Annotated in this window: 10 protein-coding genes; 3 read left to right on the top strand and 7 right to left on the bottom strand. The window is 68.7% G+C overall.

Going from position 1 to position 12,385, the window contains the following annotated elements; all coding sequences use genetic code 11:
* The first annotated feature begins 7 nt into the window (after positions 1 to 7).
* A complete protein-coding gene (locus tag WJ12_RS06160; RefSeq protein ID WP_059560565.1) occupies positions 8 to 2,392 on the top strand; it encodes a fimbria/pilus outer membrane usher protein in 2,385 nt (794 codons plus the stop codon).
* A complete protein-coding gene (locus WJ12_RS06155) occupies positions 2,389 to 3,351 on the top strand; it encodes a Csu type fimbrial protein (RefSeq protein ID WP_059560568.1) in 963 nt (320 codons plus the stop codon). Before WJ12_RS06160 ends, WJ12_RS06155 begins: the two co-directional genes overlap by 4 nt.
* 19 nt (positions 3,352 to 3,370) lie before the next feature.
* On the opposite strand, the gene WJ12_RS06150 is transcribed toward WJ12_RS06155, so the two are convergent.
* The 4 genes from WJ12_RS06150 to WJ12_RS06135 all read right to left on the bottom strand — a co-directional run bounded on the left by WJ12_RS06150 (position 3,371) and on the right by WJ12_RS06135 (position 7,437).
* Positions 3,371 to 3,658, bottom strand: coding sequence for a hypothetical protein (locus WJ12_RS06150; RefSeq protein WP_141727440.1), 288 nt, complete (start codon positions 3,656 to 3,658; stop codon positions 3,371 to 3,373).
* A 117-nt stretch (positions 3,659 to 3,775) separates the two neighbouring features.
* Positions 3,776 to 4,798, bottom strand: coding sequence for a histone deacetylase family protein (locus WJ12_RS06145; RefSeq protein ID WP_059560573.1), 1,023 nt, complete (start codon positions 4,796 to 4,798; stop codon positions 3,776 to 3,778).
* 25 nt (positions 4,799 to 4,823) lie between these two features.
* Positions 4,824 to 6,095: a Zn-dependent hydrolase gene (locus tag WJ12_RS06140; protein ID WP_059560576.1), complete on the bottom strand. Its 1,272-nt coding sequence runs from the start codon at positions 6,093 to 6,095 to the stop codon at positions 4,824 to 4,826.
* Between the two features lie 31 nt (positions 6,096 to 6,126).
* Positions 6,127 to 7,437 (bottom strand): MFS transporter, encoded by a 1,311-nt coding sequence (locus WJ12_RS06135; RefSeq protein ID WP_034186612.1) that lies wholly within the window; start codon positions 7,435 to 7,437, stop codon positions 6,127 to 6,129.
* Between the two features lie 190 nt (positions 7,438 to 7,627).
* Between WJ12_RS06135 and WJ12_RS06130 the strand changes: the two genes are divergently transcribed.
* The gene (locus tag WJ12_RS06130; RefSeq protein ID WP_034186611.1) at positions 7,628 to 8,584 is read left to right on the top strand and encodes a LysR family transcriptional regulator; all 957 of its coding nucleotides are present in this window, start codon (positions 7,628 to 7,630) and stop codon (positions 8,582 to 8,584) included.
* A gap of 58 nt (positions 8,585 to 8,642) precedes the next feature.
* On the opposite strand, the gene WJ12_RS06125 is transcribed toward WJ12_RS06130, so the two are convergent.
* From WJ12_RS06125 to WJ12_RS06115, 3 genes are all read right to left on the bottom strand, one after another.
* Positions 8,643 to 9,713 carry a porin gene (locus WJ12_RS06125; protein ID WP_059560579.1) on the bottom strand — a complete coding sequence of 357 codons (1,071 nt, stop codon included), beginning with the start codon at positions 9,711 to 9,713 and terminating at the stop codon, positions 8,643 to 8,645.
* 158 nt (positions 9,714 to 9,871) lie between these two features.
* Positions 9,872 to 11,302 (bottom strand): purine-cytosine permease family protein, encoded by a 1,431-nt coding sequence (locus tag WJ12_RS06120; protein WP_069245604.1) that lies wholly within the window; start codon positions 11,300 to 11,302, stop codon positions 9,872 to 9,874.
* A gap of 303 nt (positions 11,303 to 11,605) precedes the next feature.
* Entirely contained in the window at positions 11,606 to 12,283 is a 678-nt protein-coding gene (locus WJ12_RS06115) for an SOS response-associated peptidase family protein (protein WP_059560581.1), read from the bottom strand.
* Positions 12,284 to 12,385 lie beyond the last annotated feature (102 nt).

Genomic DNA, 12,385 nt, shown 5'->3' with positions numbered 1-12,385 from the left:
ACCGCCGGTGCGCCGCCCGGCCTCTTCCCCTGCGCCACGCGCCGGCGCACGCCCGGCCAACGGACGCGGAACGTCGCGACGCACCCGCCGCATCGTGCTCGCGGCCGTCGTGGCGGGCCGCCTGCTCGTGCTTGGCGGCGCCCGCGCGGACGAACCCGCGGCGCTCGTGATGACCGACCGCACGCACGACGTGATCCTCGAAGTCAGCGTCAACGGCGAAAATACGGCGCTGCTCGCGCACTTCCGCGAACGCGACGGCCGACTGTCGGCGAGCGGCGCCGACCTGCGCACGATCGGCTTCGCGACCGACCGCCTCGGCATCGCCGACGCGGCGACGGTCGAACTCGACACGATTGCCGGCCTGCGTTACCGCTACGACGCGGCACGCCAGAGCGTCGATCTGGAGATGGCCGACGCACTGCGCCGCCCGTACGCGGTCGACAGCCGCGCGCTGCCGCCCACGCAAGCGGCCACCGCATCGCGCGGGCTCGCGATCAATTACGAGGCATACGCGCAGACGATCGGCGACCGGCAGTTCTCGCTCTACACCGACGTGCGCTACTTCGATCCGAACGGCGTGTTCAACCACACCGGCACCGCGTCCTTCTACAACGGCCAGCGGCGCTACACGCGCTTCGATACGTACTGGAGCCATTCGGACCCGGCGCGGCCGAGCACGACACAGATCGGCGACGCGATTTCCGGATCGCTCGCGTGGACCCGTTCGGTCCGTCTCGGCGGCGTCCAGTGGCGCAGCAATTTCGCGCTGCGGCCCGACCTCGTGACGTTTCCGATTCCGTCGCTCGCGGGCTCGGCCGCGGTGCCGTCGGCAGTCGACCTGTACATCAACAACGTGCGGCAATACACCGGCAACGTGCCGAGCGGCCCGTTCATCATCCACGACGTGCCGGGCATCACCGGCGCCGGCCAGGCGACCGTCATCACGCGCGACGCGCTCGGGCGCACGGTCGCGACGTCGGTGCCGCTCTACGTCGATACGCGCATGTTGTCGGCCGGGTTGTCGAGCTATTCGTTCGAGGCCGGCTTCCTGCGCCGCAACTACGCGCTGCAGTCGTTCGACTACGACGCGCGGCCGGCCGTCAGCGGCTCGCTGCGGCGCGGCCTCGGCGACGCGCTGACCGTCGAGGGTCATGCGGAAGCGACCGGCGGCGTGCTCAATGCCGGCGTCGGCGCGCTGATGCGGCTCGGTTATGCGGGTGTGTTGAACGGCGCGATCGCGGGCAGCGCCGGCCGCTTTTCCGGCACGCAGGTGAGCGTCGGCTACCAGCTGATCGAGCCGCGCTTCTCGATCAACGCGCAGACGATCCGCGCGTTCGGCCGCTACGGCGACCTCGCATCGCGCGACGGCTCGCCGGTGCCGTCGGCGACCGACCAGGCGACACTCGCGCTGCCGTTCATGCACCGCCAGACGCTGTCGCTCAGCTATATCGGCTTCCGGCTGCCGCAAGGCCCGAGCGCGCGGATCGGCACCGTGTCGTACACGCTGAGCTTCGGCGATCTCGCGTCGATGAGCGTAAGCGCCTACCGCGATTTCGCGCAGCAGGGCGCGAACGGCGCATTCGTGTCGCTGAACATCGGGCTCGGCCGCAATACGTCGATCAACGCGACCGTCGGCCGCCAGCGCGGCCAGTCGAACTACACGGTCGACGCGAGCCGTCCGCCCGACTACGACGGCGGCTGGGGCTGGGGCGTGCAGACCGGCGGCGCGGGCGCCGTGCCCTACCGGCAGGCGCAGGTGCGCTATCTCGGCCGCGCGGGCGAAGTCATCGCGGCCGCGCAGGGCATCGACCGCCAGACGGGCGCATCGCTCGACGTCAGCGGCGCGCTCGTGTTGATGGACAGCAGCCTGCAGATGTCGCGCCGCATCGACGACGGCTTCGCGCTGGTGTCGACCGACGGCGTCGCCGGCATCCCGGTGCTGCACGAGAACCGCGTGATCGGCACGACCGATCGTGCCGGGCATCTGCTCGTGCCCGACCTGAACGCGTACCAGAACAACCAGGTCGCGATCGATTCGATGAAGCTGCCGGCCGACGCGCGGATCGCCCGCACGTCGATGACGGTCGTGCCGCAGGCGCGATCGGGCGTGATCGCGCATTTCGGCGTGTCGCGCTATCGCGCGGCGTCGGTGATCCTGCACGATGCCGCCGGCAAGCCGCTGCCGGCCGGCGCGCGCGTGCATCATGCCGAAAGCGGCGCGGACACGATCGTCGGCTACGACGGGCTCACGTTCATCGACGGGCTGAAGGCGGACAACCATCTCGTGATCGATGACGGCACGCGGCGTTGCGTCGCGGCATTCGCGTTCACCGCGCCCGGCAACGGCACGCTGCCGACCGTCGGGCCGCTCGTCTGCAGGGCGGCGCCATGAGGGCCGTGCTGCTGCTCGTCGTCGCGTTCGTCGCGTGGTGCGGCGCGTCGAGCCGCGCGCACGCGGAAACGTGCACGGCCACCGCGTCGACGGTCAGCTTCGGTTCGGTCAGCCCGATCACGCGCGCGTCGGTCGCCGCGACCGGCACCGTCAGCGTCACCTGCACGTGGTCGGCCGTCACGCTGACGCCGAACGTGCTCGTGTGCCTGAATCTCGGCGGCACGAGCCCGCGCAGCCTCGTGAACGGCACCAACGCGATGCAGTACGACCTCTATCTCGATGCCGCGCACTCCGTCGCGTGGGGCTCCGTCTACTCCGGGACGACGCCCGCGTCGGTCACGCTCGTCAAACCCGCGCTCGGCACGAGCGCGAGCGCCACGGTCACGGTTTACGGGCAGATCACCGCGAACCAGCCGACCGTGCCGACCACCGGCAACAGCACGACGACCTACTCGCAGACGTTCGGCGGCAACACGACATCGATCAACGCGGGGTTCTATCTGCTCGGTGCGCCGACCTGCGCGTCGCTGACGGCATCGAACGGCACCTTTCCGTTCAGCGCAACCGCGAACGTGATCAACGACTGCAACATCAGCGCGACCAACGTGAACTTCGGCACGGCGAGCGTGCTGTCGGGCGCGCTCGCGGCGACCGGTTCGATCACCGCGCAATGCACGAACGGCGACGCGTGGAAAATCGCGCTGAACGGCGGCGGCAGCGGCAATGTGACGGCGCGCCAGATGCAGCGCAGCGGCGGCGGCGGCGCGATCAACTACGGGCTGTACACGGATGCCGCGCACTCGGTCACCTGGGGCGACGACACGGGCGGAAGCGCGACCGTCACGGGCGTCGGCACCGGCACGTCGCAGGCCGTCACCGTGTACGGCGCGGTGCCCGCGCAGACCACTCCCGCGCCCGGCAACTACAGCGACACGATCACCGCGACGATCAGCTTCTAGCGGGCTGGCGGCGCGGCGCTCAGAACATCACGGTCCACGCGGCCGGCGCGCCCGCGCCGACGCTGCGCGGCGGCGTCGGCCGCGCGCCGGCCACGCTCACGTGGCTCACCTGGAACGGCGTGCCGTGCGCGCAACTGACGCTCGGCATGTCCGCGTCCACGCCCGGTTGCACGGCCGGCGCGATCGTGCAGGTTTCGGGAATCGTCAGGCTGACCCTCAACGGGATCGATGGCTCCGCGGCACGCGCGAGCGCCGCCACGCCCGCCAGCGCGAGCACCGCATACTTGATTCGGCCGGTTGCGCTCATCGTTCGGCTCTCCTTCATGCATTGATCCAGCGTATGCGCGAATTGACGGCGCGCAAGCCGAAAACTTGAGCGCATGCCGATGATCCGGCCCCTCCCCACGGCGCGCCGGCGTCCGCGTCAGCGCGCCTCGCCGAACCCGCCGAAGAACGCACGGGCGTTCGCGTCGAGGCTGTCGAGGTGATAGCCGCCCTCCTGCACGATCACCGTCGGCAACCCGAGCGCGCCGATCGCGCCGCCGAGCCGCCCGAACCCGTCGGTCGTGACGGCAACCTGCGATTGCGGGTCGTCCTGGTAGATGTCGAAGCCGAGCGCGAGCACGAGCGCGTCGGGCTGGAATCGCGCGAGGGCGCGCAACGCGTCGTCGAGCCGCTCGAAGAATACCGATTCCGGCGCACCGTGCGGCATCGGCAGGTTGAGGTTGAAGCCGGCGCCGGCGCCCGCGCCCGTCTCTTCCTCGTAACCCGCGACGACCGGGTAGAAGTTGGTCGGATCGCCGTGGATCGACACGTACAGCACATCGTCGCGGCCGTAGAAGATCTCCTGCACGCCCTGCCCGTGATGCATGTCGGTGTCGAGGATCGCGACACGGCGATGGCGGCACAGCAGCGTTTGCGCGGCGATCGCCGCATTGTTCAGGTAACAGAAGCCGCCGGCCGCATCGCGGCGCGCGTGATGGCCCGGCGGGCGGCACAGCGCGTAGGCCTCGCGCGCGCCGTCGTTGACGTCGGCCGCGGCCGCGAGCGCGTCCTGCGCGGACCAGTACGCGGCGCGCCACGTGTTCGCACCGACCGGGCAACTGCCGTCGGCGAGGTAGCGCGCGGCTTTCGCGAGCACGCCGCGCAACGGGTTCGGGTCGCGCACGAACACGTTCGACATCACTTCGTCGCCCCAGTCGTCGGGCATCCGCTGCCAGTCGCGGTGCGCCTCTTCGAGAAAGCGCAGGTAGTTCATGTCGTGCACGGCCGCGATCGGCGCGGTGCCGCGGTCGGCCGGCTCGCGCACGTCGAAGTCGAGCGCGCGCACGGCCGCGACGAGCCGCGCCGCGCGTTCGGGCACTTCCTGCGGTTCGCGCATCCGGCCGCGCGACAGGTAGCTGCGCGGATGATGCAGCAGTTGTTCGGGATGGAAATAGGTTTTCATCGTTCGTCCTCGTCGAATCGCCGCGTCACGCCACGCGCGCGGCCGCCTCCGCTTCGACCGGCGCCGCGATGCCCGCGCGCGCCAGCACCGCATGGAGCAGCACGTTCGTGCCGCGCGTCACGTCGTCGGGCAATGCGTCCTCGGCTTCGTTGTGCGACAGGCCGTCGACGCACGGAATGAACACCATCGCGGTCGGGACGCGGCGCGCGAGCAGGATCGCGTCGTGGCCGGCGCCGCTGACGATCCGCTCGTTCGTATAGCCGAATGCAGCCGCCGCCTGCGCGACCAGCTCGACGCAATCGCGGTCGAACGGCGTCGCCGGGCTGCGCCAGCAGGTGTCGATCGCGATCTGCACGCCGCGGGCGGCGGCGATGCGTGCACACGCATCGCGCAGGTCGCGCTCCATCGCGTCGACTTCGGCATCGTCGTGATGACGCAGGTCGACCGTGAACGTCAGGTCGCCGGCAATCGTGTTGCGCGACGCGTTGCGGATGCCGGCCTGCCCGATCGTCGCGAGCCCGCGCGGCGCGTACCCGGCGACGATCCGCTCGAGTTCGAGCGCGATCTGCGCGCTCGCGAAATACGCATCCTTGCGATACGGCATCGGTGTCGTGCCCGCATGCGCGGCCACGCCCGTCACCGTCACGTCGAGCCAGCGAATCGCCTGGCCGCCCGTGACGACGCCGATCGTCGTGCCGTTGGCCTCGAGTACGGGCCCCTGTTCGATATGGGCCTCGAAATACGCATCGACCGCGCCGCCCGCCGCGCGCGTGCCGCGATAACCGCACGCGTCGAGCGCCGCGCCGAGCGTGACGCCGTCGGCGTCCTGCTTCGCGAGCGCGTCGTCAAGCGGCAGCGCGCCCGTAAACACGGCCGAGCCGAGCATCGCCGGCGCGAAGCGCGCGCCTTCCTCGTTGGTCCAGGACACGATTTCGAGCGGCTTGTCGGTCGCGATGCCGGCGTCGTTCAGCGTGCGCACGAGTTCGAGCCCGGCGAGCACGCCGTAGACGCCGTCGAAACGACCGCCTTCCGGCTGCGTGTCGAGATGGCTGCCGATCAGCACGGGCGCGGCTTGCGCGTCGGCGCCGTCGCGCCGGGCGAACAGGTTGCCGACCGCATCGACGCGCACCGCCATCCCCGCGTCGCGGCACCATTGCGCGAACAGGTCGCGCCCGCGCCGGTCATCCTCGGTCAGCGCGAGGCGCCGCACGCCGCCGCGCGGCGTCGCGCCGACGCGCGCCATGTCGGCCAGGCTCCGCCACAAGCGGGCGCCGTCGATTTCCAGCAGGTCTTTCATGTGCACTCCGGATGAATTCGTACGTTGAGGGTCAGTGCGAACCGAGCGCTTCGGCGGCAGCCGGCCGGGCCGCACGGCGCGCGTCGAGCGCCACGATGCAGAGCAGCGAAATGCCGGCGAGACCCGTGTAGAACACCGCGAGCGGCCACCACTGGCCGGCGAAGCGATGCGCGAGCCAGGTGCCCACGAGCGGCGTCAGGCCGCCGGCAATCGCGCCGCAGATCTGGTACGCGAGCGAGATCGCCGAATAGCGCACGTGCGCGGGGAAAACGTCGCTGACGAAACCCGCGATCACCGAATAGAAGCCGGCCATGCAGACGACCGCGAGCGCGATGCCTGCGATCAGCGACGCGGACGTGCCGCCCTGCACGAGCATGAACATCGGATACGGCGACAGCATCGCGAGCAGCGCGGCGAGCTTCAGGAAGCGCGCGCCGCCGATCCGCTCGGCGGTCCAGGCGGCGACCGGCTGCGCGACGAACTGGATGATCGCGACCGCGAACAGGCTGTCGAGGATCAGCGAGCGCGATACGCCGACGTACTGGGTCGTGTACGCGATCATGAACGTGTTCGTGAAATAGACGCCCGCGATGCCGATCGTGTTCGCGCCGATGCAGAGCAGCACCAGCCCCGACGCGGAGCGAAACACTTCGGCGACCGGCAGCTTCACCGTGCGGTTGGTTTCCTTCACCCGCGCGAATTCCGGCGATTCGTTCACGCCGAGCCGGATCAGGATGCCGACCACGAGCAGCACCGAACTCGCGAGAAACGGCAGGCGCCAGCCCCACGCGAGGAAGTCGGCCTTGTCCATCGACGTGACCGCCCGGAACGCGACCAGCGACAGGATCAGCCCGGCCGGGCTGCCGAGCTGCGCGAACGACGCGAAGAACGTGCGGCGCCCCTGCGGCGCATGCTCGCCCGCCATCAGCACCGCACCGCCCCATTCGCCGCCGACCGCGATGCCCTGCACCACGCGCAGCGCGACGAGCAGCACCGGCGCGAGCATGCCGACCGTCGAATAATCGGGCAGCAGCCCGACGCACACGGTCGCGACGCCCATCATCATCAGCGTCGTCATCAGCGCCTTCTTGCGGCCAATGCGGTCGCCGAGGTGGCCGAAGATCACGCCGCCGAGCGGCCGCGCGAAGAAGCCGACCGCGAACGTCGCGAACGACGCCATCGTGCTGACGAAGCGGTCGTGCGACGGAAAATAGAGCTCGCCGAACACGAGCGCGGCGGCGGTCGCGTAGATGTAGAAGTCGTACCACTCGATCATCGTGCCGATGAACGCGGCCGTCGCGGCACGCCCCGGCTGGCGCGCGGAAGGAAGGGACTGGGTCATGCGGGCTCCTGACGCACGCCGCTGCGGGGCGACGCGCAATATCGTGGTGACAGCCGTCTCGCGCGGCCTCGCGCCGCACGCTGCGGCGCCCCTCCTTTATCGGCGACCGCAAATCATTAGTCAAATTTCAAGTTATTATTCGCTGTATAAATTCAACTAATGTCTACCCGACGCCTCGCCCGGAGACCCGATGCGCCCCGACCTTGCCCCGTTCCTGAACGACCGCCTCGACTGGAACCTGTTGCGCACCTATCTGGTGATCATGCAGGAGCGCAGCGTGAGCCGCGCGGCCGCGCGCCTGCACGTGACGCAGCCGGCCGTGAGCCAGGCGCTGCGGCGGCTCGAGGAGACGCTCGAGCGCCGGCTGATCGAGCGGCGCGGCGCGCATTTCGCGGCGACGCCGGCCGGCGAGGCCGTGTACCGGATCGCAAGCGACATCTACGGCGGCATCTCGCGCCTCGAAACCGAAATCGACGACAGCACGGCCGACCTGACCGGCTCGATCCGGCTGCTGACGGTGAGCCGCATCGAGTCGCCCGTCTACGACGAATTCCTCGCGGAATTCCATCGCGCGTATCCGCGCATCGACCTGCAGATCGAGGTGATGCGCTCGTCGGACATCCTGTCGTCGCTGCTGCAGAAGACGGCCACGGCCGGGCTCGGCCTGTGCCGCACGCCGCACGACAAGCTGGAGATGCGCTGTTTCCTGCGCCAGCGTTATGCGATCTACTGCGGCCGCCATCACCGGCTGTTCGGGCAGACGCAACTGCGGATGGACGATCTGCTCGCGGAGAATTTCGTGTCGTTCACGAGCGACCAGATCGGCGACAGCCTGTCGCCGCTCACCGTGTTCCGCGACCAGAAGGGCTTCACGGGGCGCATCGTGGCATCGTCGCCGAGCCTCGAGGAAGTGCGGCGGCTGATCTTCGCGGGTTACGGGATCGGCTGCCTACCCGAGCACATCGTGCGCGACGACATCGCGCAGCAGCGGCTGTGGCGGCTGCCGCCCGATGACGGGCTCGTCGATGTCGACGTGTTCCTGCTGTGGCATCGCGACCGCAAGATGAACGCGGCCGAGCAGGCGTTTCTCGACGCGATGGAGCGCTGCATGCAGCGCTATTCGCTCGCGGAGCGGCTGGGGAAGTGACGGTGCGCCTGCGCGCGGAGAACACGCCGGGCGCAGGCGGCCCGGCGCGTCGCACGCATCAGAAACGATGCACGATGCCGAGTTGCACGCCGCGCGCATTCGCGCCCGGGTAGGCGAGCGGCAGGCCGGGGTTCGCCGCGCCGGCCAGCGTGTAGCCGGCCTGGTTGCGGTTGCGCAGGTACGACAGCGCGCCGTAGAAGCTCGTGCGCTTCGACAGGTCGTACTCGTACATCAGCCCCAGCTGGTCCGCATTGTTGCCCTGCGACGACTGGTCATGCAGGTACGCGTAGCCGAGCGCGACATAGTTCGCCGGGTTGAACTGGTATTTGACCGACAGCCCGTACACGCGCGAATCGATCCCGAGGTCGGCCCACTTCACCGCGGAGAAACCGCCGTACACGGTTGCCTTGCCGATCTCGTACGAGGCGCCGGCCATGATCGTGCGATCGGTCGTGGTCGCCGTCGCGTTCTTCAGCCACTGGCCCGCGACGAACGCGCCGAACGGCCCGTGTTCGTAGGTCAGGTCGAACTGCTGGCTGGAACCGGCCGAGCGCACGCCGCCCGCGTCGCCGAAGCCGAAATACAGCCCGCCCCGGAAGCCCGCGATCTCCGGACTCTGGTACGACAGCGTGTTGCTGGTGCGGAACGCGAACACGGTCAGATTGTCCATGCCGGATGCCTGCGTGACGCCGCCGAACGCGTCCTGCCCGCCCTGGTCGTTGAACAGCGGCGAATTCTGCCGGCCCGCGCGCAGCTTCCCCCACGCCCCCGCGACGCCGACCCACGCCTGCCGGTTGAACATGCTGCCGGCACTCGCCAGCGAACCGTCGTTCGGATTGAAGCCGTTTTCCAGCGCGAACTCGATCTTCTGCCCGCCGCCGATATCCTCGCCGCCCTTCAAGCCGAACCGGCTGCTCCACTGGCCACCCGAGTTGATCGCCGCCGTATAGCCGTTGCCCGTATTCACGTACTGCGCGAACTCGTCGATCACGCCGTACAACGTGACGCCGTCCTGCGCGAGCACGGTGCCCGATGCGGCGAGGCATGCGACCGTGACCGTCGCGCGAAGACCGGCGTGCACCGTCCGCGCCCGGCAATCGCTGCCGTGCGCTTCAATATATTTAGTCATACTATTTAAATAGACAGAGAAGGAAACGACACCGGGCGCGACAGTCACGCGGCACCGGTATCGCGGGAATGGGAATCGATCGGGTAGGCCCGGCGCGGACCGCACCCGGCTCGACGCTCAGGCCGGCAACGAGCCGGCCCGATGCGCGGGATGCGCCGTCAGTGGTGAACTTCGCCGCGTTCGAGCGGCAGGATCAGGCGCTCGGGAATGCTGCGACGCGATGCGCGCGCGCCGATGTAATACAGCACGGCCGGCACGATCAGCCCGAGAATCCACGAGATGTCGGTGCCGCCGAGCGCATCGACGAGCGGCCCCGTGTAGATGTGCGTCGACATGAACGGCAGTTGCACGAGGATACCGACCACGTAGATCATGATGGCCATCCCGTTCCAGCGTCCGTAGCGGCCGTCCGGATCGGACAGCGCCGGCACGTCGTAGCGCGAGCGCGTGAAGCAGTAGTAGTCGACGAGGTTGATCGCGCTCCACGGCGTGAAGAACGCGAGCAGAAACAGGATGAACGCGGTGAATTCCTTCAGGAACGAATGACGGCCGGCGAGCGCGATCAGCGTCGACACGCAGATCATCCCGACGATGTACACGAGGCGGCTCTTCGACGACACCGCGCCCTTGCCGCGGAAGCCGCTGACGATCGTCGCCATCGACATGAAGCTGCCGTACGCGTTGAGCGCCGTCACCGTCACCTTGCCGAACGCGATGCTGAAGTACAGCAGCGCCGCCACGGCACCCGTCGAGCCGAGGCCGACGATATACGACACTTCGTGATGCGCGAACTGGCTGCCGGCCAGCGCGGCCGCGAAGACGCCGAACACCATCGCCGCCTGCGCGCCGATCACCGAGCCGAGGCCGACCGCGAGGAACGTCGCGACCGACGACGTCGAGCGCGGCAGGTAGCGCGAGTAATCGGCAACGTACGGGCCGAACGCGATCTGCCACGACGCGGACAGCGACATCGACAGCAGGAAGCTCGCGAGCGAGAAATGACGGTTCGCGAGCAGCGCGCCGACGTCGTGGTTCGCGAACAGCTGCGCGAACATGTAGACGAACGCGACGATGCCGACCACGCTCGCGATCCGGCCGACGAAGTGGATCGCGCGGTAGCCGAATACGGTCAGCACGACGATCACGGCCGCGAACAGCAGGATGCCGGCGGCGTCATCGACGTGCAGCAACTGCGCGACGGCCTGCCCGGCCAGCACCGAGCCGCTCGCGGAAAAGCCGATATACATCAGGCACACGAGCACGATCGGGATCATCGCGCCGTACACGCCGAACTGCACGCGGCTCGAGATCATCTGCGGCAGCCCGAGCTGCGGCCCCTGCGCGCCGTGCAGCGCCATCACGGCGCCGCCGACGAGCTGGCCGAGCAGCAGCGCGACCAGCGACCAGAACACGTCGCCGCCGAGCACGACCGCGAGCGCGCCCGTGACGATGGCCGTGATCTGCATGTTCGCCGACAGCCACAGCGTGAACTGGCTCAGCAGCCCGCCGTGGCGCTCGGCGTCGGGAATGAAGTCGATCGAGCGGACCTCGATCAGTCCGCCGGCCTTTCCACTCGAATTCGTTGACACGGGTCAATCTCCCCAATACTCAGGACCACACATGGTTTGAACGGGACAGGATGCAGCGAGCCGCCCTTTCGGCTCTGCGGATGCGGGGCGCCGTGGATCGCCGGCATGCGCCACGCACGCATGGTCTGCACGCTGGCGCGCAAGCGGCACGATGTGTGCCGACATTGCCAGCGGATGATCTTGTATATACAACTTGTGAGATATCGGTGATTACCCGGTATCGACCGATTTTCAAAATCGTCCGAACAATCGGTGCGGGGTCGGGCAATTTCGCCGCAAGCCGGACGTCGGAAAAATGAAAGGTCAGGCGCCGGCCGGCGGTGCCGGATCGGGCTCGGCCGTCATGCCGCCTGCGGGGAACAGGTTCAGCATGCGCCGCGCCGCTTCGATGTCGCGCGTGTGCAGCCACTCGTCGTAATCCTCGCTGCGCAGGATCACGACACCGCGCTTCTCGTCGGCGGGCCGATGCATTCGCGCGAACAGCGGATGATCGTCGGCGTTCACGGTGAGCATCGTCATGCCGATGCGGACGCGTCCGCCGCTGTCTTCATGGCGACGCCACAGACCGGCGGCGCAATACGGCTGCCAGCCGTCGACGCCGATCCGGTGCCACACGTTGCGGCCGGTCTCGTAACACGGCTCGCAGATCCAGCGCACCGGAATCAGGCAGCGCTGGCCGTTGCGCCAGGCGTTCCCGTAGAGACGCGATGCGCCGACCGTTTCCGTGCGCGCATTCACCGTATCGAGCTTCCTTCTTTTCCGGCCGTGCTCGTCGAGCCGCTCGGGCTGCATGAACTTCGGCCAGAAGCCGAACACGGCCGCCACGACCGCAAGGCCGTCGCCGTCGGCGCATGCGACGGGCGCCGCGTAGTCGGGATACACGTCGGGTGCCCACGGGTCGCGGCGATACAGATCGCCGATGCCGATCTTCAGTTCGCTGATGCCGGGGTCTTCGCCGGGAGCGCGGTAGTGAGTGCACACGGTTCGTGCCGACCATGGAGGCAATGCTTCCATCGTAGATCAGCGCGCATGCGGCAATGGCGTTATTGCTTGGTATGACGAAACAGTTTTACGGATCGCCGG

The organism is Burkholderia seminalis, from assembly GCF_001718535.1.
Lineage (GTDB): Bacteria > Pseudomonadota > Gammaproteobacteria > Burkholderiales > Burkholderiaceae > Burkholderia > Burkholderia seminalis.
This window is presented reverse-complemented; position numbering and strand designations above follow the sequence as displayed.

Excerpts from the sequence above, each read along its gene's own strand:
- WJ12_RS06155 (WP_059560568.1), top strand. The coding sequence starts at position 2,389 with ATGAGGGCCGTGCTGCTGCTCGTCGTCGCGTTCGTCGCGTGGTGCGGC.
- WJ12_RS06135 (WP_034186612.1), bottom strand. The coding sequence starts at position 7,437 with ATGACCCAGTCCCTTCCTTCCGCGCGCCAGCCGGGGCGTGCCGCGACG.
- WJ12_RS06140 (WP_059560576.1), bottom strand. The coding sequence starts at position 6,095 with ATGAAAGACCTGCTGGAAATCGACGGCGCCCGCTTGTGGCGGAGCCTG.
- WJ12_RS06125 (WP_059560579.1), bottom strand. The coding sequence starts at position 9,713 with ATGACTAAATATATTGAAGCGCACGGCAGCGATTGCCGGGCGCGGACG.
- WJ12_RS06150 (WP_141727440.1), bottom strand. The coding sequence starts at position 3,658 with ATGAGCGCAACCGGCCGAATCAAGTATGCGGTGCTCGCGCTGGCGGGC.
- WJ12_RS06130 (WP_034186611.1), top strand. The coding sequence starts at position 7,628 with ATGCGCCCCGACCTTGCCCCGTTCCTGAACGACCGCCTCGACTGGAAC.
- WJ12_RS06145 (WP_059560573.1), bottom strand. The coding sequence starts at position 4,798 with ATGAAAACCTATTTCCATCCCGAACAACTGCTGCATCATCCGCGCAGC.